Below are 21975 nucleotides of genomic sequence, written 5' to 3' on the forward strand. Positions count from 1 at the left end.
ATGACTGCATGAAGCGATTTGCCTCCGTCGATATCGGCTCCAACACCATCCGCCTGCTCATTATGGAACGGGACGCCGAAGGCGCGTTCCGCGAAGTCGAGTCCGAGCGCGCCATCACGCGGCTGGGCGAAGGCATCCACAGCGAAAAACGCCTGCTGCCTCACCGCATCGATCTCGCTGTGAACACCTTGCGTGGATTTCAGGAACGTTGCCGGAAGTACGGCGAGGTGCCGATGAAACTGGTCGCCACCAGCGCCGTGCGCGACGCCGCCAACCGCGACGACTTCGTGCGCCGCGTCGAGGACGAACTGGGACTGCACATTGACGTCATCCCGTGGGAGGAAGAAGCGCGGCTGACGCTCGCCGGCGTGTTCTGGAAACTGCCCGCCGAGGACCGGCCCATGGTGACCTTCGACATCGGCGGCGGCAGCACCGAATTCATCGCTTCGCGCGGCCGCAAGGTGGAGGCCGTGGCGGGCACAAGGCTCGGCGTGGTGCGCCTCACCGAACGCTTCATCACCCGCCACCCGGTCGATGCCGACGAGTACCGGCAGCTGCGCGCGTTCCTGTCCGGGGAACTGGCGGACGTGAAATCCCGGCTCGGCGGGCTCCGACCCGAGGTGTTGATCGGCACGGCGGGCACGGTGACCACGCTGGCCGCCATGCGCGACGACATCTTCCCCTACGATCCGGAAAAGGTGCACGGACTCGCCCTGCCGCGGGCCGACATCGAACGCCTGAACGACGGCCTGAAGGCCCAATCCATCGCCGAACGCCTGCAAATCCGCACGCTGGAAGAAGGCCGCGAGGATTTGATCATCGCCGGCACCGCCATCCTGCTCGAAACCATGCAGGCTTTCGGCTGCGACGTGCTGACCGTCAGCGAATACAGCCTGCGCGAGGGCATCCTGATCGACGCCTTCGGCGACCGGGCGGAGTCCGCTTAAAACCAAGGAAAAATCATTAACCCCCTCATCCTAACCTTCTCCCACCTGGGGAGAAGGAACCTTAAACTCCCCCTCTCCCTTGATGGGAGCACTCACGGAGTGACGGGCTGGGGTGAGAGTGAACGATGATCTTCCTTTGTTCGGACACTACCAAAAACTTCAGTCTGAGAACTTAACAAAGTTGCCCTTTTTAAAGGGCATTCCTTGAGTGACGGGCTAGGATGAGGGGGCCTTCTCTACCTTACACAAAAAAAATTTGAAGGCCCGGCAGGTTCACGTTATAACTGAGTATCCGGACCCGAACCCCTTCTACACCCCCTTCTGAGTCGCAGGAGTGTTTCACCCGTTTTGCGCCCGGAGTTTGGGTTTGACAGGGTTGCCGCATTGAGCTACAGTTTCAGCTTATCTTACTAATTTTTAACAAGTTATCGACCATGGCCCGCACTCCGCAATCCACAGCAAAAAAAGTTGTCAACATCGACCGCAAAAAAAACCTTTCGAATCCGCCGATGAAGGGACGCGACATCCTCGTCAAGGCGCTGGAGAACGAAGGGGTGGACACGGTGTTTGGCTACCCCGGCGGCGCGTCCATGGAAATCCATCAGGCTCTGACCCTGACCAAAAAAATCCGGCACGTGTTGCCGCGCCATGAGCAGGGCGGTTCGTTTGCGGCAGGCGGTTATGCCCGCGTCACCGGCCGGCCCGGCGTGTGCCTCGCTACCTCCGGTCCCGGTGCGACCAACCTGTTGACCGGCATCATGGACGCCAAGATGGATTCGATCCCGCTCATCGCCATCACCGGGCAGGTTCCGGCGCAGGTGATGGGCAGCGACGCCTTTCAGGAAACGGACATCGTCGGCGCCACCTTCCCGCTGGTCAAGCACAGTTACCTGGTGCAGGACATCAACGACATTCCGCAGGTCGTGCATGAAGCGTTTCACATCGCGTCCACGGGGCGGCCCGGTCCGGTCCTGATCGACATCCCCAAAAACATTCAGCAGCAGGAAACGATTCCCGATTTCAAGGTCGCGCTGGACGCTCCGGGTTACCGGCCGAACCTGAAACCGGCGCCGCAACAGGTCAAGAAAGCCGCGCACCTGATCAAGGAAGCGCGCCGCCCCATCATCTACGCGGGCGGCGGCATCGTCTCCTCGGAAGCGTCGGACGAGCTGCGCAAGTTCGTCAAGAAAACCGGCATCCCCATCACCAACACGGTCATGGGGCTCGGCAGTTTTCCGATGGACGACCCGTTGTCGCTGCACATGCTGGGCATGCACGGCGCGGTGTACGCCAACATCGCCATCAACAACGCCGACCTCGTCATCGCGCTTGGGGTGCGGTTTGACGACCGCGTGACCGGCAAGCTGTCGGAGTTCTGCCCCAACGCCAAGTTCATCCAGGTGGACATCGATCCGTCGGAGATCAACAAGAACATCACCGTCGATGTGCCGATTCAGGGCGATGTGAAACAGGCGCTCAAGATGATGAACGAACTGGTGGAAAAGAAAAAAGACATCGGCCCGTGGGTGAAACAGGTGCAGGAGTGGAAAGAAGAGTTTCCGCTGACCTACCAGTTGAGCGACAAGGACATCGTGCCGCAACACGTGATCACGGAGATTCAACGCCTTGCCGGAGACGACGCCATCATTTCCGTCGGCGTCGGCCAGCATCAGATGTGGACCGCGCAGTTCTGGCGCTTCAAACAACCGCGGCACTGGCTGTGTTCGTCCGGTCTGGGCGCGATGGGCTTCGGCCTGCCCGCCGCCGTGGGCGCAGCGGTTGCGCGTCCGGATGTGCCGGTCATCAACATCGACGGCGACGGCTCGTTCCTCATGAACATCCAGGAATTGCAGACCTGCAAAATCGAGAACATCCCGGTCAAGAGCGTCATCCTCAACAACGCGCACCTGGGCATGGTGGCGCAATGGGAGGACCGTTTCTACAAATCGTTGCGCGGCCACACCTACATCGGCGACGCGGATTTCGCGGAGATCGCCGACGCCTTCGGCATCAAGGGCGAATGCATCCGCAAGCCGGAGGAAGTGGAACCGGCGTTGAAACGCATGTTGAAACACAAAGGACCCTACGTGCTCGACGTCAAGTACCCGTATAACGACCAGAGCCACGGCCACGTCATCCCGATGATTCCCGGCGGCCACACGTACCTCGACACCATTCTCGACGCCGATCAAAATCTGCGTGCGTACTGGCAAAAGAAAGGCATCGACGTATAGATTCGCGGGCAACGAAAAAACAAAACCCCTTTCCCAGTTTGGGAAAGGGGTTTTTTATTAGTGCCTGTTCCTTTTTATAATTCTTTTTTCCTTCTCCCATCCAGGGAGAGGAATACCAAAATACGGTTCACGTGCCGCGCTTGGCACTGTATTCGATGAACGCCTGGCGGATGTTTGCTTCCATGCGCTCCGGGTGCAACCAGCCGCTGTACGGTTCTTTCAACCGCGCCGACACGTTTTTGATGATATCGTTCAGGCCGTGTCCCTGATCCAGTTCGAAATTCACGTAACGCTTGAGCAGGATCAGGTAATGCTTGGCTTTCATGATGAGCTGCTTGCCACCGGGGCGACCGTGGCCGGGCACGATCAGTTCCGCATCCACATCTTCCATCTTCTGCAACGCATCGATCCAGGGATCGATGTAACTGTCCCGCGTGTCCGGCAGCACTTCATTGAACACCAGGCCACCGGCGATGATGGTCCGCCAGGTCGGCATGTACACATAAAGGTCGCCGTTGGTGTGCGCGGGCCCCGGATGTCGCAGCTCCAGCAGGTAGCCGCCCAGCGTCAATTCCACATGGCTGTCGAAAACAAGATTGGGGAAGGTGGCGTCCCTCAGCCCTTCGCGTTTGACCACCGCTTCCATATTTTTCTGCGCCTTGCGATGGGCGATGATGGACGCGCAATCCTTGAAGGCATTGTTGCCCAGCACGTTTTCCTTATGGTGATGTGTGTTCACCACGTGGGTGACGGGCTTGCCGGTTTTTTTCAGGATCTCGTCCCGCAGGTGCCGCCCGCCTTCGGGCGTCATGCTCGTGTCGATCACCATCACTCCCTGGTCGGTGATGATGAAGGTCGCATTTGAATCCGTTCCTCCCGTCGAGTGCACCGTCCAGATATGCGGCAGAATCTCGATCGTTTTGACCTCTTCCGCCACCGCCACGCCGGTCAAAGCCAGCCATCCCAACACCATCAGCCCCACTCGTCTCCACTCAATACGTGCACGCATGATCTTCCTTATGTTGTATCTGATTGAACTTTCGTTGTGAACGCAAATGGTATCATGATCCACTTTTCGCGGAAAAAAAATTGTGGTACGGTTGGGGGCATGGAATCCACTCCCCAGACCAAACAAGATGTGCTCAATCAGCTCCTCGGCCAGGGCGACGCCATGGTGTGCCTGGACGCGCGCCAGCCGGATGTCGATGTGCCCAAACAGCACAAACACAACCCCATGCTGAACCTCGTCCTGAACATGGGGTTCCGGCGTCCGATCGAGATCGATGAAAACGGCATCTACACCACGCTGGCGTTCGGCGGGCGGCCGCACAAGTGCACCATCCCCTTCACCGCCGTGTGGGCCCTGTACGATCCGGACACCAACGAGGGCCAGGTCTGGGAGGAAAGCATCCCTCAAGACATCGATCTCATGGAAGAGATGTCGAAAGCGAAAAAGACCACCCCCACCCGGAAAACCACCATCCAGCCGCAAAAAGCCGCCGCCACCCGCGACGCGGAAAAGGAAAAGGGCAAGGACGACGGCGCCAAATCGAAGCGCGACCGCTCGCATTTGCGGGTCATCAAGTGACAGCGGCCGCATTCCGGCCCGGGGCGCAGGCTGACAGCCTGTAGGCCCCCGTTTTCAAGAAGTTGCTGGGGAATATTTGCTTGTACCCGGTGCCTGAATGGTTTAAACTGCACTCCTTATTTTTATATAATACCCTACAACAGACATCATGGTGGGCGTAGCTCAGTTGGTAGAGCACTGGATTGTGGCTCCAGTGGCCGCGGGTTCAAGTCCCGTCGCTCACCCCATTTTTTCTGCGCCCGTAGCTCAGCTGGATAGAGTACCGGACTTCGAATCCGTAGGTCGCAGGTTCGAATCCTGCCGGGCGTGCCAATTTGGTCCCATCTTTCCGGACCCAGTCAGACTGCCTCATCAGTGAGTGAGAAAGGAGTATCCCATGCGCCATTTCATTTCATCCATTCCTCGTGTTCTCGTTTACGGATTCGCCTTGCCCCTGTTATTGACCGGAACGGTCACCCTGGCGTCGGCCAGTCCGGAAGAAGGCAGCAAGACCGAAGGCCAGATGCAGTCGCCGCACGGCAGCCCTCACGGATCGCCGCATGGGAAGTCCCCGCATGGTTCCGATTACTCCGGCCATCACGGTAAGGAAGAAGGCAGCGGCAAGGGCTACAGCCACGGTGCCAAGGGCTACGGCGGACACGGTTACAAACAAGGCAGCCATCATAAAAAGGGTCACGGCAGTTACGGTCATGGCGGCGGACACCACGGCGACCGCGATCCGTTCTCGCACCTGCTCAAGTTCGCCAAGCCGCTGGGTCTCACTGAAGACCAGTTGAAAACCATCAGCGACAAGCAGTTCGAGTACCAGAAGAAAAGCGTGCAGCTGCATGCCGAGCACCGCATCGCGCACATGGACTTGGAGAAACTGGTGCACAGCGGTGAGTTCGACGAAAGCGCCATCCGCAACGTCGGCGAGCGCATGAAGACGGTGAAGGCGGCATCGATCCAGTTGATGATCGACGCCAAGATCGCGCTGTTGCAGGTGCTGACCGACGAACAGCGCAAGAAGATCGGCGGCCTGCACCACGGCGGCTGAGTCCGGAAGCCCGGACGGGCGGCGGGGCACATCGCCCAAATCGTGAACGACGCATGGCATTCAACGGGGCGTAGCGCAGCCTGGCAGCGCATCTGCTTTGGGAGCAGAGGGTCGGAGGTTCAAATCCTCTCGCCCCGACCAGAAACGAAAAGGGATCACGGCAACACGCCGTGATCCCTTTTTTGTCTTGGGAAACGTTTTCAACGAAACCGAAAGGTCTCTTGCACCAAATAAAAAAAGCTTACGGGCGAAACCCGTAAGCTTTTTGACGCCGGAAGGCGGGAAGTTCCGGCATCAGGAATCGGCGGCAGAACCCCTTTTCTTCTGGACCAGCGACTCCGCAGGGAGGGAGAATTCTTTGTGCAGGGTTTTCCGGATGCCTTCATCCAGCCATCGGGTCATGTTGGAATGGAGCGCCAACCCTTTGCGGTTCATCTCGTATTCGAGTCCGTCGAAAAACTCATCGTAGCGACCGCTTCCGTACAGCCGGTTGGAGATGATCAGCGTGCGGCCGTCTTTTGATCCACCCTCAATGAGCGCGCGGATTTCCTTGAGCGCTTTTTCGTGTTTATCCGGCCAGTCTTCACGCACTGTCAATCCACGAATCAATTTGAACGCACCGTTCGTTTGCCGGTCAATATAATCGGCGTGCTTTTGCATGATCCGGAGCCAGCGTTTGTCGCGCTCGTCATCGCGCGCACCGTGGGCGATCAACAACACCTGCTCCTTCTCCGGATTTTTACTGATCTCCAGCACGCGGTCTTTCAGGATTTCGCAGATCAACGCATCCTCCTCATAACCGCCGAATCCCGCAAACACCGCGCTCGACCGCACCTGTGGCGGCGGAGCCCCGCTGCGCGTGCGCGGCGCAACATCGCTGAGCCCCAGAATGTAATCGGTCTTGTCTTTGAACTGATCGGCCAGCGAATACATGCGTACGATCACGATCTTGCGCACACCTTCCCTTTCCAGGTTGTTCACCGCTTCGGCCAGCGTCCAGGGATCAGCCATGCCGTACGCCAGCTCGATACGGTACTTGCCCAGGAGGGGTTTGATGGCCTGTTCGATGGCGTCGTTATACGGCTTCTGCGCGCCGTGCGGCATGATGATCACGCCCACGTGCTCCGGCTGTACCGGTGTGTGGGCGTTCGCCGTCTTTTTCATCCAGCGCAGAACGTTGTCGTGAGGCAGGATTTCATCGGCGCTGATGCGCAAATCGTATTCGCCGAACTTCATGCCCATCCAGTGAATCAGCGACATGCGGTGCGAGTACTTGGGACCCATGACAAACGGCACCAACAACGCGTCGCCCTTCTTCGCGACGGTATCGATGATGCGGCGGTCCACCTCCTCGTTTTTCCGTTCGCGCAGTTCGGTCTCCGCACTGCGGTTGTAATACAACTCCACCTGCGTTTCTTTCAACGGAATGCGGTCGGTGACGTACTTCACCATTTTTTCGAAATCGGCTTTCAATGTCTTTTCCGATTCCTCGTCCACCGGTCCCATGCCCAGCACCACCAGCCTTTCGGATTCCGGGTTTCGACTGAGCGCCACCACGCGGTCATACAGAATCTGCGCAATCAGGTAGCTTTCCGTCATGGGTTTCGCCCACTCGAGGCGCAAACCGGTTTTGTACGCCGGCAGTTGGGCGCGGACGGCCTGCACTACCGGATTGCGGTCGGAGAGAAAAAGCGGAATCACGACCGCCCGCTCCACGTTCTGCTGCTGAAGGGAACGCAGGGCTTCAGTCAGGTATTGATCGTACGTGCGGTCCGGTCCACCGTAACCGCGTCCGGCGTAAGCCAGCGCCGCGGGGTAGTCGTGCGAAAACACGTCGAACAATTTTTCCGTCTCGCGGTTGCCCAGATGACCACGGTCCGGCGCGAGGATCAGGAATCCCGTAGCCGGTTGCGGCTCCGCCGCATGCCCCACGGGAACGGTGGCCGCAAGAACGAAGCCCAGCAGGAAGGCGGCGATGTGTGTCGGTTTCATGGCGCTATTCCTTATAGAAGAGGGAAAACCCGGCCGGCTCGATCACATATTCCAAAACCAGTGATCCAGGGTGACGTAGATCAACCATTGCATGCCACACAGGATGCTAACGAGGAGAATGCCATTCACAATGGTAAGGATTTTGAGATACATGGCACAAACCGGCCAAGCCTTTAGTGATAATGATTTTCATTATCATATAATTAAGGCACTGCCGTCAACTCTATTTTCCTGCCAGGATCATTTTTCCCCTATTGAATTGAAATTTAAATGTTTAATGGGTAGGACCACCAGAAATAAAAAAGGGATCACGGCAACACGCCGTGATCCCTTTTGTAATTTGAAATGCGATTAAATTTCGATCACGCGGTCGTAGATGCCGGAGTGCACGCTGAGGCCGGACTCCACACTGCGCGAATGCGGCACGGTGAATCCGCCTTGCCGGGTCAGCTCCAGCATGCTCAAAAAATTGGTATGGCTGTCGTCATGGTACAGGTGATGCGAGGCATCCACCTGCCGCACCAGGTCGGCGGCCCCCATCTTCACCACCGCCCCCTCCACCTGCCGGTAACTTTGCGTCACCGCCACCGTCAACGGCAGGTGATCACCCTTCGGTTTCTGGTAACAGTTGGCGTAAAACGCCTGGCCGAACACGCCGCGCTCCACGCAGGTTTCGATGAGCCGTCCCGCAACGCCCTCCGCGCCGTTGCCGAAATTCGCCGGGCAGAACAGCACGTCCGCCTTCAACGCTTCCGGCGGAAACAGTTTCAACAGGTACAGGTCGGAGCAGATGAGAAACAAGGCCGAGCACGCCTGCCCTTCGTGACGCAGCACCACACGGTTGAGATACGCGTACGGTTTGACGTTGATGACCGGCGATTTCTCATCCACCCAATTCATCTCGAACGACTGCGGCGTCACCTTCGCCTGCGGCGCGTGCACGGTGCCGTCGCGTGAAAATACGAACAGCGTGTTCGCGCGCTCGCTCGCATCCGCATGCGGCAGGTCCGCCGCTGCGCGGTTGAGCGTGGTGATGAGCGTGATCCGTTTTTCCCGCGCCCAGCGGCACAACGCATCGTAGGCGATGTCCGATCCCTCCGCCGTGTACGCGGCGTATTCCGGAAACAGATAAATGTCGCCGGCGTTGGCCGCCTCCACCTGCCCGGCGATCTCCGCCAACTGTTTGTCTTCCGCCGCCATGCCGAACGTGCACAGGTTTACCTCCAGCGGTTTGGTGTTCATTGCCGGATTTTCCACGTGCGTGCTCATATCAGTCCTGCAATCCTTTCCGCGCTTTGTAGCGTTTCACTTCCATGCGCGACAGCGTGTTCTCCAGAACCTCCGGCACCGCCTCGCCGAAGTAATACAGCCATGAATCGAGGTAATGCTTCATCGCGCGGTTTTCCTTGACCACGGAACTCGCGCCCCAGATCTGGATGAGGTAGTTGCACGCCTTCTGCGCCACCGCGGCGGCTTTCAGCTTGGCGCTGTTGGCGGCGATGACGTAACGGGAACGCAGGTCGCCGTCGCTGGCATTTTTATCATACTGGTCCTTCATCCACGCCGCGTGGTAGGTCATGCCGCGGGCCGCATGGATTTCCGTCGATAGTTCGGCGACCTTTGCCTTGGTGCGGTCGAATTCGATCAAGTGCCGTCCGGCGGTCTTCTTGCCTTCGACCGCCACCTCCAGGTATTCCTCGAACGCGCGTTGCGCCAGACCCGTGGCCAAGGCGGCAATGGTGATGCGGCCGGAGTTCAGCATGCGCATGGCGTAGTCCATGCCGAAGCCTTCCTGCCCCACCATGTGGTCGAGCGGCAGTTTGACTTCGTTGAACACGATCTCGCCGAAAGATGAATTTTCCACCACGTACTTCTCGAACACCTGTCCCGTGCGGCACCCTTCCTGCGCGCGTTCGACCAGAAACAGGCTGACCCCGTGGCGCGGGTCTTTCGACGTGCGCGCGAACACGCCGAACACCGTCGCCGACTCGGCGTTGGTGATCCAGAACTTGTTGCCCGTCAGCGTGTACTCACTGCCGCCGCCGTTCAGCACGGCGCGCGTCGCCATCTCCTGCATGATGTTCGACCCCGACGCCGACGCCTCGGTCAGGCAGAACGCCGCCAGGTGCTCGCCGGAGACCAGCGCTTCCAGCATGCTCCGCCCGTAATCGGACAGGCGGCCTGCGTGATAATTGAACTTCAGTCCCTCCGCCACCGTGTTGGAGATGGCGTAGCGCACGCCGATGCTGGGCGACGCCTTGCCCAAGGTTTCCAGGAACGCGATGAACAGGGGAAACGGCAGGTCGAGTCCTCCGAGCTCCTCCGCAAACGGCATGGTGGTGAGGCCCGACTCCACGATCTGCTGGAACACGGTGTCTGGCACCTTGCGTTTGGACCGTGCCTTCTCGTACACCGATTCCACCGCGTTTGCATCGAGCGTGTCCTCGGCCAAAAGTTGTGCGCGAAACTCGTGTAAAGGATTGGCGGCGCGCGCCACCTCCGTCGCCATCTCCGCCGGAAGCACGCGCTCTTCCACCAGCTTGGCGAACGCGTCGAGCATCTCGCTATGCGTTGCGTCCCCGTACATCAGGGTCAGGATATCTTTCTGCGCACTGATGGCGTAGCTCATGGGTCACCCCGCGTCCCGAAACTCCAGCACCCTCGGATTGACGCGCTGGATCGAGTTGCCCTGCCATTCATAAAATCCGGCGGACGTTTTTCTGCCGAACATCCCCGCCTCCACCAGCCGGGTGAGCAGCGGCGCCGGGCGAAACCGCTCGCCGTGCTCCTGCTGCATCACCGACAGGATGTGATGCGTCGTGTCGTTGCCGATGGTGTCCGACAGGGCCAGCGGCCCCATCGGATGGTTCAGGCAAGCCAACCCTCCGCGGTCTATATCTTCGATCGACGCCGTGCCCTCGCCCACAAGCATCACGGCCTCGTTGATCATCGGCATCAATATACGATTGACCACAAACCCCGCGCGGTCTTTCGACACCACGACCTCTTTACCCAAATGCCGGGCCAGTTCCCTGGCGGCGGCGAAGGTGGCGTCGGAGGTCAACAGGCCGCGCACGACCTCGATGCCCGGCATCAGAAACGGCGGGTTCATGAAATGGAACCCGATCACGTTTTCCGGGTGACGCGTCACCGCCGCCAGCTCGGTGATGGGAATGGACGACGTGTTCGACGCCAGCAGGGTGGAGGCGTCAACAATGTCCGCCAGCCACGCGAACAGCTTTTTCTTTTCCGCCGCGTCCTCCACCACCGCTTCGATGATGAACTCCGCATCATGAAACTCTTTCAACGTCTTCACCCCGATCACCCGGTGGACGGCGTCCTGCATTCCCTCCTCCGGAAAATCCCCCTTCGCCGCTCGTTTTTCCAGACGCAGGCGGATGGCGTCGAGTCCTTGTTCAACCTGGCGCGGAACGGAGTCGTAAAGCAGGACGCCCAGGCCGGCCTCCGCCAGCACCTGGGCGATGCCGCTTCCCATTTGCCCCGCTCCCACAACGCCCACGATTTTTGGAATCATCGTTTTGTCCTGAAAATTTCAAACCGGGTAGTGTTTGCTGGCGACGTAACCTTCCGGAAACGCTTTCCGCGGCGTGCCCGCGAGCACCCACATGACGTCGCTGAAATTGGCGATGGGGTCGTCGCGGAACACCGGCCTGAGTTCGTCGCCGCGCTTCCGTTTTTTGTAATCGTCGCTGTCCACCATGCCCGCCACCAGCGTGTCGAGCTCGGTGAATTCCGTATCCGGCAGGTGCGCGCGCACCCACGCCACCGTCACCGGCAGGCGGTCCTTGAAGGAGATGCCCGCCAGTTCCACCGCCGTGGACAGGGTGTCGATGAAAAACCGCGTCTCGCCGGGAAGCGCCGCCCACTCCGTGCGCCCGTAGCATTCCGGGCAATCGGTGCGCGGCACCTGGAAGCGCAACACCTTACCGAAGTCGTGCCCCTCCGCGTTTTCGCAGAAGGTGAACAACAGGCGCGCCCGCGTTCCACCCATGATGCCATTGATGTAGGGCGAGATGCCGCCATACGTTTTTTTGTAATCGATGGAAACCTGGCGGCGCACCATCACCACCTCGGTTTTCGCCGGGGCATACGCCCTGTCTTTCGGATCCAGATACGAATCGTTGACCGGCATGAGCTACCATCCTTTCTCCACGGTCGTCACCGTGATATCGCTTCCCGTTCCAGCGTGGCTGTGAAACAGCGCCCGCTCCACGTGCGGCGCCTGCGTTTCCGCGTGGCCGTATTTCTCTTCGACCCGGCCCTGCATCTGCCAGAGCACATCCACCGCCTGCGCGTTGCCGGTGGCGCCGACGCCGTGCAACTGCCCGATCAATCCCCCGGACGGATTGACATACAATCCGCGCTCGCCGCCGATCTTCGGATTGATCGGCACCTTGCCGTCATTGAGCGGCAGTTCGTTGAACAGGTGACAGGCATGGCCGTACGGCACCATACCCAGGTCTTCCATCGTCTGCACCACGGAGATGACGAACGCGTCGTGGATTTCGATGAGGTCGAAGTATTCCAAAGGATCGGTGCGGATGCCCGCCATCTCGTACGCCTTCTTCGCCGCCCAGCGTCCGGCGCGGAACGAATGCAGTCCCGGATACACCAGCGTTTCGTAGTAGGCGACGCGTTCCGGATCGTTTTCCTCGTGCGGCAGGAGGAGGTTTTCTTTCACCAGACCACCCCGCCGGCGCGGCCGTTCCCCGGTGCGCATGCAGTCGGTGCCGTTGCCCAATCCCGTCACCCGCACCGGCTTGTCGGTGAACTCTTTCGCCAACTCTTCCGTTGCCACAATCAACGCCGACGCCCCGTCGGTCATCAAACAACAGTCCAACCGGTAGGAAGGAGTGGCGACGATGCCCGACTGCTCCACCTGATCGACGGTGATGAATCCGCTGGTCGAGGCGGTGGCGTACGGGTTTTCGTGCGAGGTCTGGGCGCGGCGGTTGTACTGTGCGTTGTTGCGCATCATCACCGCGATTTTGGAAAACGCCGCACGCAGGTCTTCTGCCGAGACGGTTTTGCCAACGAAGGTGTCGAGGTAGGCCTGCGCCATCGCCGCGTAGTAGAGGGGATAAAATCCGCCGTTGGGAAAATCCGTCACCGTGTCCGACGCCAACGCGATGAACTCGTTGCCCTGGAAGGTGTCCACCTCCGACATCTTTTCGTAACCGACCGCCAGCACGATGTCGGCACGGCCGGAAGCCACCTTTTCGATCGCCGCCTGCACACCCAGCCCCCCCGTCGCACCACCGCCCACCACGCGGTAGGACTCCACCGGGTTGAGGCCGAGGTAATCGCGTGTCAACGCCTCGCCCAGCAACTGCCCGGCAAAGTGATCGGCGAAGTGGGTGGTGATGATCCCGCCGCGCTCTTTCAGCAGGGAACGGAACTCTTTCGGCTTGAGACCGAGGTCGGCCACGGCTTCCCGCACCGCCTGCATGGTCATTTCATAGAACATCAGGTCCGGGTTGGCTTTGGCGAAATAATCCACCTTGCCTCCGGAAACAAGCATCACGTTTCGCTCCAATTTTCCGGCCATGGTCGTACCTCCATACATTCTTTAATTAATATGGTGCCCGCAAAGAAAGTTTTCAACGAAACTGCACAGCTCGATGCACGCTTCCTGCAAACGGAGCCCGGTCACGGCATGGCGGTCGTTCCCGGGAACGCTTTAAAGATCGGGTGTTGTCCCTTTTTAATGGTGAAGCCCCCGGTTCAAAAATCCCGCGGCGTTCCAGATGACCGGATTCGCAATATCTCGACGAGGGAAGGGTGGCCCCTTCACTTGAATTCAACCCCTGTTTTTTCAAACCTCACAACAGCGCAAAAAGGTTGGCGAATCGTTATGGCGAGGCCTAATTTAATTATGAGTGCATTGATGGATTGCGTTGGTTCTTTGAGGAAATGCGGAATTCAATGGAAGCGCGCCGGTACAACCCGGGGTCCCGGAAGGCACGGAAGTGAAGCCGTTTCCGGCCGGGGCGGGCACCCCCTTGCTTCCCAACCTCAAGGGAGTTGGCTATGAGAATTCATTTCAAGAATGGGAAAAAGGACAAACCGTCCGGAACCGATCTCAATGCGGGCCGGATGCGGAGGACGCCGCGCAAACAGGTTTCCCTTGAAGAAGAACGTTACCTGACAACGGAAGGGCCCATTCACCTCACCGGCATCCAGGCGCTCGTGCGTTTGAATTTCGACAACCTGCGCCTGCTGCAAACCATCTACCCCGAAAAGCGCTTTGCTTATTTCATTTCCGGTTATGAAGGCAGTCCGCTGGGTGGACTCGACATCAACCTGCGCAAAGTGTATGCGTTGCTCAAGGAGTGGCACATCCTGCACGTACCCGGCGGCAACGAGGAAGCCGGAGCCAACATGATGTGGGGCAGTCAGATTCACCGCCTGTTCGGCCCGTCGAAAGTCGATGGCGTCCTCGGCGCCTGGTATGGCAAAGGACCCGGCGTGCGCCGCATCGCCGACGTGCAGGACCACATGCAGATGGCGGGCCTCGATCAATTTTGCGCTGCGTACTTCATCAGCGGTGACGACCACACCAGCAAAAGCAGCACCACGCCGCACCAGACCGATTTCATTCACTACGCCAACCACGTCCCGACGGCGTATCCCGGCAACATCCAGGAAATCCTCGAAGCCGGGAAGCGCGCCATGCTGGTGTCGATGCTGTCCGGCCTCGCCATCAATCTGAAACTCGAAACCTATGTCTGCGACGGATCGCAGGAGTTCCTGCTGAACCCGGACGAAGACGCGGAGCTGGCCGAAAAATTTCTGGATTTTCTGGAACACCATCAGGACTACTCGCGTCACTTCAGCCCGGTGCTGCTGCCGCCCAGCGTGCTGGCCAATGAATCGGAACTGCTCTATTCCAAACTGCCGATGGTGGCGGAAATTTCGCGGATGTTCGGTCTCGACCAATGGTACAACCGCGAATTGAAATCCGATTTCGGCATCGTCGCCACCGGCAAGAGTTATTACGACCTGCTGGGCGCATTGAAGGAGTTGAACATCGCGGACACCGAGGTGGAAATATTCAAACCGCTCATCACCTGGCCCGCGGACATGACGTCTTTACGCGAGTTCGCCCGCGGCAAGAAGGAGTTGATCGTCATCGAGGAAAAACGTCCGTTCTACGAATCCCACATCAAGAACGAACTGTTCAACGACACTCACAAGCCCGTCATCGTCGGCAAGCAGGATGAAAACGGGGGGACGCTGTTCCCGGCGAACGGCAACCTGGATTCGGACCGGATTGCGCAGATTCTGGGGCCGCGCCTGGCATTGAAACCGGCATTTCGCAACCGGCACCTCGATACACTGCTGGGCGAACACCGCCGGTACACCGAACTCGATTTGCCGTTCACCATCAAACGCCCGCCCGCTTACTGCTCCGGCTGCCAGCACCGCACGGCGTTGGAAATCGCCGGACACCATCTGCGCGAAGGCACGGTGGACGCCACCACGGTGCAGACGCGGGATCTGGACGGCAATCCCGTCTCCATCGAAATCACGCCGAAGCACCTCATGGGCATCGGCATCGGCTGCTCGACCATGTCGATCATCGACTCGCTGGCCAGCAACCGCTCTGTGGTGGTGGGCCCGATGGAGAGCGAAGGCCTGTTATGGATGGGCGCCTCGGCGTTCAGTTTCCGCATGCATGCCGATCAGGGTTGCGGCGACGGCACCTATTTCCATTCGGCCCGGCTGAACATCAATTTCATCCGCGACGCCATCGCCCATCTCAAGGAACATTACGACATCGATGACACGCACCAGACATTGCTGTATGTGGACAACAGCGTCGTCGCCATGACCGGCGGCCAGCGTCCGGTGGGACAGGACGACCCGGAAGCGGCGATCGCCACCATTCAGCGCGAAGGCATCGAGCACATCGCCGTGGTGGCGGAGGCGCCGGAGGAATTCAAGCATTTCAAAAAACGCTACGGCATCGAGGTGTACCCGAAATCCGAGACGCTGCGCGTCAAAGAGGAGTTTTCCAACAAGCCCGGACTGAGCGTGATCTGGTACGTGCAGAAATGCGGCATTGAAAAAATGCGGGAGCGCCGACGCAACGAGGAGTTGGCTCCACGTTACCGGGTCCACGTCAACAAAGAGGTCTGCGAAGACTGCGGCGACTGCGGGGTCGAGGCCAAATGCAGTTCGGTATGGAAGACGGACACCGAATTCGGGCCCAAAGTCCGCATCCACCAGTTCTCATGCATTCAGGACATGGCCTGCACCAAGGGCGACTGCCCGTCTTACGTCAAGGTGTACACGCGCACCGGCACACCGTTCCAATCGCCGAACCTCGATGCGCTGAAACAGCATGTGCAGTCGCTGCCTGTGCCCGAACGCCATATCGATCCGAAAGAGGTGTACGAAGTGTACTCCGTCGGCATCGGTGGATGGGGCCTGATGACGGCCTACGAAATCCTGGCGCGCGCCGCCACCACGGAAGGACGCAACATCGTCAAGGAAGACGACACCGGCCTGTCGCAGAAGGGCGGCGAGGTGCGCAACAATCTGAAGATCGCCTACGCGGGACACGACCTGCGTGAAGGATTCAAGATCGAGGCGGGCGGCGCGAGTTTATACATCTGCTCGGATTTGATCGGTGCGGTCAATCCCGACAACCTGCAGGCCGCATCCCGGTCCAAAACCCGCGCCATCATCAATACCGCCAAAGTGCCGACCATGCCCATGATCGTCGGCAAGGCCGAATACCCATCGGTCGAGTCGCTGCAGCAGGTGATCGATGCCCACACCGACGCCGCACACAACATTTACGTGAACGCCACGGACATCGTCGAATCCCTGTTCATGGACCACAAACCGACCAACCTGTTCCTGCTTGGCGTGGCGTTCCAGAGTATCGGCAATTTTCCGATTGAGAATCCGGACAGCATTGAAGAAGGCATTCGTAAAAATGGGGTGGAAGTGGACATCAACCTGCTGGCCTTCCGCTTCGGCCGCCTGTATGCCATGGATCCGCAAAAAGTTCTGGCGCTAGCGTTCCCCAGACCTCCGACTTACGAAGACCGTCTCCGCGATTTCAGGCAACGGCTTCCTTTCTGGCAACGACCGCGGTTCGATGCGCTGGCGCGGCAGGTACCGTTTGCAACCGAATACCGGTCCAAATTCGCGCGTCAGGTGTTCGAGTTGTTCCGGTTCCAGGATGCCGACTACGCGCACCAGTTCGTCGAATTTGTGGAAGAAATTTCCCGTTTCGACGCCGCCTGTTTTCCGGACCGGGAATTGAACTTCACCCGATCCGTCGCCGACCACCTTTATCACGTGATGGCCTACAAGGACGAGTACCGCGTGGCGGATCTGTTGACACGGCCGGAAGAAATCCAGGCGATCACCCGCCTGTACGCACCCGGAGAAATCAAAAAGATCCGGTTCCTGCTCCGTCCGCCGATTCTCGAACAGATTCCATTCATCCGGAGTTGGCGGTACATCCGCAACCGGTTCGAGCAGGACGGTAAATGGGAATTCCCCGGCTGGTCGCTGAAACTGCTCCGTCACTTCAAATTTTTACGCGGTACCCCGTTCGACGTGTTCTGCCGGTTCAGCGATATGCGAAAGCGCGAGCGCCGCGCCATGGACATCTACCGGCGGCGCATGTGGTCACTCATTCCCTTGCTGAACGAAAAAAATTATCACACCGCCTGCGAAGCGGCCGCCTATCCGGCGAAAGCCAGCGGTTACGAAATGGTCAAGGAACTCCACACCGAACAGGCGGAAGCCTTCTGGCGGGATCATTATCAACAAATGCTGCAAACCTTTTCCGCCGCGCCGCTGAAAAGCACCGAGCGGTGGTCGGAACAACGGGCGGTCGAACCGGTTTCCACTCCGGGATGAAACCGAACAGACCCTCCTTACAGGGAGCACGGTGCAGGCATCATGAAAAAGAACTCCACTTATATCTACGGAGCGGCCCGCACGCCGATCGGCAAAATCGGCGGCGCGCTGAGCCGCATTCCCGCGCCACAACTGGGTGCGATGGCGATTCGTGAAGCGCTGGCACGCAGCGGCCTTTCGCCGGACCAGGTCGGGGAAGTCATCATGGGCAATGTGGTGTCCGCCGGACTGGGGCAGGCCCCAGCCCGGCAGGCGGCGATCCATGCGGGGTTGCCTTCCCGTGTCGGCGCGCTCACCATCAACAAAGTGTGCGGCTCCGGACTGAAGGCGGTCATGCTGGCGGACGACGCCATCCGGCTGGCTCGCTCCGAGTGCATCGTTGCCGGAGGCATGGAGAACATGAGCCTGGCGCCGCACCTGTTGCCGGGTTCCCGGCAGGGACACCGCCTCGGCCACATCGAAGTGCTGGACAGCCTCATCGTCGATGGCTTGTGGGACAGCTTCGGCCACTGCCACATGGGCGAGATCGCCGAAAACCTTTCAGAGCGATACAGCCGCAAGGCACAGGATGATTACGCGCTGGAGAGCTACCGCCGCGCCCGCGACGCGCAGGAGAACTGCCGCTTCTCGCACGAAATCGTGGGTGTTCCTGTCGAAACCAAAACCGGAACGACGCTCTTCGACAAGGACGAGCAGCCCTTTGCCAACGATCTCGAACGCCTGCCCACCTTGCCTCCTGCATTCCTGAGCGATACCGGATGCGTCACCGCCGGCAACGCCTCGAAGATCAACGACGGCGCGGCGGCTCTGGTGATCGGTCGTGAAGACGCCGCACGGCATCCGCTGGCGCGCATCGTGGGCCAGGCCACGTTTTCCACGGAACCCGATCGATTCCCCGTTGCGCCCATCGAAGCCATCACGCACCTGCTGAAACAGTGGCCCGCACGCATCGAGGACATCGATCTGTTCGAAATCAACGAAGCCTTCTCCGTTGCCATGCTCGCCGTGTGCGATGCGCTGCATTTGGATCGCGGCAAGGTCAATGTGAACGGGGGCGCAGTGGCGCTGGGCCACCCCATCGGCGCGTCCGGTGCGCGCATCCTGGTGACCCTGTTGTACGCGCTCCAGGCCCGCAATCTGAAAAAAGGCGTGGCCGCCATCTGCCTGGGTGGCGGCGAGGCGGTGGCGCTCGGCGTCGAACGCCTGGACTGAAAACGGCGGTCGCCCGGCTTCACAACTTGCGCCGATACAATCCGTACACTTCCTGCAAAGCGCGGGTCCATTCGTCCAGCGTGATTTCTTTCACCATGCCGAGCGTGACCGCAAACACGTTACCGCCCGCTTCAGCGGTGGCTTTGAGCTGGCACAAGTGATCGCGCACCCGGCGCGGATCGCGTTGCTCTTTAAACCGTTTCACAGCCTGCGCGCGTTCCCGTTTCAAAGCCGTGGAGATTTCCGTGCGTTCGACATGCGGCTTCTCCCCTTCCGGCCGTTGATAGCAATTGACCGCCACGATCGGGCGGCGCCCGCTCTCCACCTGTTCCTCATAACGCGCCGAAGATTGCGCGATCTCGTCGCGGAAAAAACCTTCCGCCTTCGCCTGCATCACGCCCCCCAGGTCATCGATGCGGCGGAAGTAATCCAGAATGCCATCCAGCACCTTGCGGTACGCCTGAAAGCGGCCGGAACTGTCGCTCAAAAATCCCATCATGTCCCGAAACCCGCCCATCTCCTCCAGCAGGATCGCCTGCGCGTCGGAGGCGATGCGCACGCTCTGTTCGGTCGGGATGGTGAACGGTTCGTCGTAGGAATTGCTGTGCAGGGCCTGCGGATAATTCAACAAGGCGTAGAACAATTCCAGCGCGGTGCGGGTGATGTTGTTCAGGTACTCGCGCTCATGCAGGCTGCGCCCGGAAGTCTGAATGTGGGCCTTGAGTTTCTGCGCTGAAGGATCTTCGGCGCCATACACGTCTTTCATCGCCACCGCCCAGCAACGCCGGGCTGCACTCAACAACGCGATGTATTCGAAATCGAGGCCGGAGGTGAAGAAAAAGGGCAAACGGCGTCCCACCACATTGATATCCAAACCGCGCTGCAAGGCCTCCTCCACATACAGAAACCCGTTGGCCAGCGTGAACGCCGCCTGTTGAATGGGGGTCGCGCCTTTCTGTTCGATGTGATAGCCGCTGACATTGATCGGGTAATACGCAGGCGCATTGCGCAGGCACCATTCGAACATGTCCATGGCCAGGCGGATGGACTTGTCGAGAGGGAACAGGAGTTCGTTCTGCGCGTCGTCTTCCTTACAGGGATCGGTCTGCGACGTGCCGCGCACGGATTTCAAATTCTGCCCGGCTTCCTCTGCCGCTTGCAGACGGGCGGCGGTCATCCACAACGACGGGCCGTTGATGGTCATGGAAATGCTGACGTCGTCTTTCAGAAACCCCTGGTACAACGTTTTCACGTCTTCGTAAGTGGAGACCGACACGCCGCCTTCGCCGATATCAAAAAAGTAGTCGGGATCGTCGGCGCTCCGGCCCAGCAGGGTGTTGGTGTCAAACGCAGTACTCAGGCGTTTCGACTGCTGGCTCTGGACAATATAATGAAACCGTTCGTTGGTCATCTCCGGCGATCCCAGTCCGGCGAACAGGCGCGTCGGTTCCTCATGCCCGCGTTGGCCTTCGACGATCAAAAACGCCTGCGGGTAGATCGACACGCCGTACGGAAACTCGCCGGGGAAGCCCCATTCCCCCTGGTAGCGCGCGATCTGCGCCGGATGGTCGATCTGCGGCAAAGCGATCAAAGGGATCGTGGTTCCACTAGGCAGCGTGTGCTCGCGCAGACGTTCTACTTTGTCCTTCCACAGCTTGAGAAGCTCCTGCTGGTAAGCGGAATCGGACTTCGCCCTCAGCACAGAACCCTCGATGGATTCCTGATAGGCCTCGTTGGCCTTCACAATTCTGACAAGCAGACTAGCGGTCATGGGATTCCACCACCTCCCGGTAGAGAGCATCGACTCCCGGATTGCGGTGCTCGGTGGCGGTGGTGGCGAACAGGTTGCGTTCGGGAACGCGGGACCGCAGCAGGCTTTGCGCCCGGCGCGCGCCCGGCAACTCGCTTTTGTTCAACACCACGAACACGCCGGAGCGATTCAACAATTCCTCTTTCATCAACTGGTACGGACCGCCCAAGTCGGGCGTGGTCACCAGCACGGCTTTGTCCACGAGGTCCACGATGCCCGCATCCGGCTGACCGATGCCGTAGGTCTCGACGAACACATCGTACCCGGAGGCTTTGAAGATGCGGATCATGTCCGGCAACGCCCGCGCCAGCCCTTCGCCGTAACCCCGCGCCGCCACACTGCGGGTGAAGATGCGGTCCGTATCCACCCAGTTTTTGTCGGTGGCATACATGTAGGCGATGCGGTCGGCCAGGAGCGCCCCGCCCGTGCTCTGCGACGATGGGTCGATGGCCAGCACGGCAACGCGGCGATGGGTGTTGCGTGCATCCTGAAACCAGCGAAACAGCAATTCATCGAGCAACGTGCTCTTGCCGCAGCCACCCCGCCCGGCAATTCCATACACCGTCACCCCATTCGCCGCCGTGTTCAGTGCCGCCAGGCAATCTTCAAAATAACGGATGCGCTCCCGCCAGTCGGAACGCTCGGCACTGGCCGGAACCCTTTCGCCGTTTTCCAATTGCGATGTCGCGTCCAGCAGCGTTTGCAGCCAGGCTTTTTCTTCCGCCACATTCAGAAGCTGGGCCACAGCCGCACTGTCTCCCGATCGCGCCCTTTCCGGCAAGTCGTCCAGCCGTTCCGGCACGGTGGAAAAGTTGTAGCGGGACTGGATGAACGCGGCACTGGCTCCGCCCTCGCCGCTTTTGAAAATTTTATCGATGCCGGCTTCCCGTTCCAGCAGGGTGATGTCCTGCTCAAGAAACGTGGCGCCGCCACCGCCGATGAGATGGATGTGCGGATGCCCGGCGGCCTGCAACCGGTCGCGCACCGCCCGGAAAAACGGAATGTGCCCGCCGTTGTAGGAACTGATGCCGGCAAACTGAACGCCTTCCTGCACGATGGCGTTGACGAATTTATCCACCGTCAGGTCGTAGCCGCCGAGAATGACTTCAATGCCGGCCTGCTTCAACGCATCGGCGACGATCAACAACGGCGCGTCGTGGCCGTCGTTGCTTTTGATACCGAGAAATCCCCGGATTTTATGGCGTGGCAGCGGCATGACGTATCCACTCTGGTTGCGGTTGATTGGGTCG

The 21975-nt window shown here is 59.5% G+C and carries 15 protein-coding genes and 3 tRNA genes; 9 read left to right on the forward strand and 9 right to left on the reverse strand.

Going from position 1 to position 21975, the window contains the following annotated elements; translation table 11 throughout:
* Window positions 1-8: 8 nt before the first annotated feature.
* On the forward strand, window positions 9-947 hold the full coding sequence (locus QML71_RS11925) for a Ppx/GppA phosphatase family protein (RefSeq protein ID WP_282012155.1): 939 nt from the start codon (window positions 9-11) through the stop codon (window positions 945-947).
* A gap of 434 nt (window positions 948-1381) precedes the next feature.
* Complete coding sequence (ilvB, locus tag QML71_RS11930; protein WP_282012156.1) at window positions 1382-3181, forward strand: biosynthetic-type acetolactate synthase large subunit; 1800 nt, start codon at window positions 1382-1384, stop codon at window positions 3179-3181.
* Window positions 3182-3308: 127 nt separating this feature from the next.
* Here the strand turns inward: ilvB and QML71_RS11935 are convergent, their stop codons facing one another.
* Complete coding sequence (locus QML71_RS11935; protein ID WP_282012157.1) at window positions 3309-4190, reverse strand: MBL fold metallo-hydrolase; 882 nt, start codon at window positions 4188-4190, stop codon at window positions 3309-3311.
* A 99-nt stretch (window positions 4191-4289) separates the two neighbouring features.
* Here QML71_RS11935 and QML71_RS11940 point away from each other — a divergent pair, with 99 nt between their 5' ends.
* From QML71_RS11940 to QML71_RS11960, 5 genes are all read left to right on the forward strand, one after another.
* On the forward strand, window positions 4290-4769 hold the full coding sequence (locus QML71_RS11940; RefSeq protein ID WP_282012158.1) for a ClpXP protease specificity-enhancing factor SspB: 480 nt from the start codon (window positions 4290-4292) through the stop codon (window positions 4767-4769).
* 151 nt (window positions 4770-4920) lie between these two features.
* A tRNA-His gene (locus tag QML71_RS11945) sits at window positions 4921-4996 on the forward strand.
* 8 nt (window positions 4997-5004) lie between these two features.
* Window positions 5005-5081, forward strand: a tRNA-Arg gene (locus QML71_RS11950).
* A 64-nt stretch (window positions 5082-5145) separates the two neighbouring features.
* Entirely contained in the window at window positions 5146-5805 is a 660-nt protein-coding gene (locus tag QML71_RS11955; protein WP_282012159.1) for a Spy/CpxP family protein refolding chaperone, read from the forward strand.
* Window positions 5806-5869: 64 nt separating this feature from the next.
* Window positions 5870-5946: transfer RNA gene (locus QML71_RS11960), tRNA-Pro, on the forward strand.
* A gap of 153 nt (window positions 5947-6099) precedes the next feature.
* Here QML71_RS11960 and QML71_RS11965 read toward each other — a convergent pair.
* The 6 genes from QML71_RS11965 to QML71_RS11990 all read right to left on the reverse strand — a co-directional run bounded on the left by QML71_RS11965 (window position 6100) and on the right by QML71_RS11990 (window position 13366).
* Entirely contained in the window at window positions 6100-7797 is a 1698-nt protein-coding gene (locus QML71_RS11965) for a hypothetical protein (protein ID WP_282012160.1), read from the reverse strand.
* Between the two features lie 351 nt (window positions 7798-8148).
* The gene (locus QML71_RS11970) at window positions 8149-9066 is read right to left on the reverse strand and encodes a carbon-nitrogen hydrolase family protein (protein ID WP_282012161.1); all 918 of its coding nucleotides are present in this window, start codon (window positions 9064-9066) and stop codon (window positions 8149-8151) included.
* A gap of 1 nt (window position 9067) precedes the next feature.
* Window positions 9068-10426 (reverse strand): acyl-CoA dehydrogenase family protein, encoded by a 1359-nt coding sequence (locus tag QML71_RS11975; RefSeq protein WP_282012162.1) that lies wholly within the window; start codon window positions 10424-10426, stop codon window positions 9068-9070.
* Between the two features lie 3 nt (window positions 10427-10429).
* Window positions 10430-11332, reverse strand: a complete 903-nt coding sequence (locus QML71_RS11980) for a 3-hydroxyacyl-CoA dehydrogenase family protein (RefSeq protein ID WP_282012163.1) — start codon at window positions 11330-11332, stop codon at window positions 10430-10432.
* A gap of 18 nt (window positions 11333-11350) precedes the next feature.
* Window positions 11351-11950: a PhlB family protein gene (locus QML71_RS11985; RefSeq protein WP_282012164.1), complete on the reverse strand. Its 600-nt coding sequence runs from the start codon at window positions 11948-11950 to the stop codon at window positions 11351-11353.
* 3 nt (window positions 11951-11953) lie between these two features.
* Window positions 11954-13366: a thiolase C-terminal domain-containing protein gene (locus tag QML71_RS11990; RefSeq protein ID WP_282012165.1), complete on the reverse strand. Its 1413-nt coding sequence runs from the start codon at window positions 13364-13366 to the stop codon at window positions 11954-11956.
* Window positions 13367-13848: 482 nt separating this feature from the next.
* Here QML71_RS11990 and QML71_RS11995 point away from each other — a divergent pair, with 482 nt between their 5' ends.
* Together QML71_RS11995 and QML71_RS12000 are read left to right on the forward strand one after the other, a co-directional pair.
* A complete protein-coding gene (locus tag QML71_RS11995; RefSeq protein ID WP_282012166.1) occupies window positions 13849-17703 on the forward strand; it encodes a DUF6537 domain-containing protein in 3855 nt (1284 codons plus the stop codon).
* 42 nt (window positions 17704-17745) lie between these two features.
* Window positions 17746-18915: a thiolase family protein gene (locus tag QML71_RS12000; RefSeq protein ID WP_282012167.1), complete on the forward strand. Its 1170-nt coding sequence runs from the start codon at window positions 17746-17748 to the stop codon at window positions 18913-18915.
* 19 nt (window positions 18916-18934) lie between these two features.
* Here the strand turns inward: QML71_RS12000 and QML71_RS12005 are convergent, their stop codons facing one another.
* Window positions 18935-20686: a methylmalonyl-CoA mutase family protein gene (locus QML71_RS12005; RefSeq protein ID WP_282012168.1), complete on the reverse strand. Its 1752-nt coding sequence runs from the start codon at window positions 20684-20686 to the stop codon at window positions 18935-18937.
* Window positions 20676-21941 (reverse strand): cobalamin-dependent protein, encoded by a 1266-nt coding sequence (locus tag QML71_RS12010; RefSeq protein WP_282012169.1) that lies wholly within the window; start codon window positions 21939-21941, stop codon window positions 20676-20678. Before QML71_RS12010 ends, QML71_RS12005 begins: the two co-directional genes overlap by 11 nt.
* Window positions 21942-21975 lie beyond the last annotated feature (34 nt).

The sequence above is a fragment of the Nitrospina watsonii genome, assembly GCF_946900835.1.
Classification (GTDB): Bacteria; Nitrospinota; Nitrospinia; order Nitrospinales; family Nitrospinaceae; genus Nitrospina; species Nitrospina watsonii.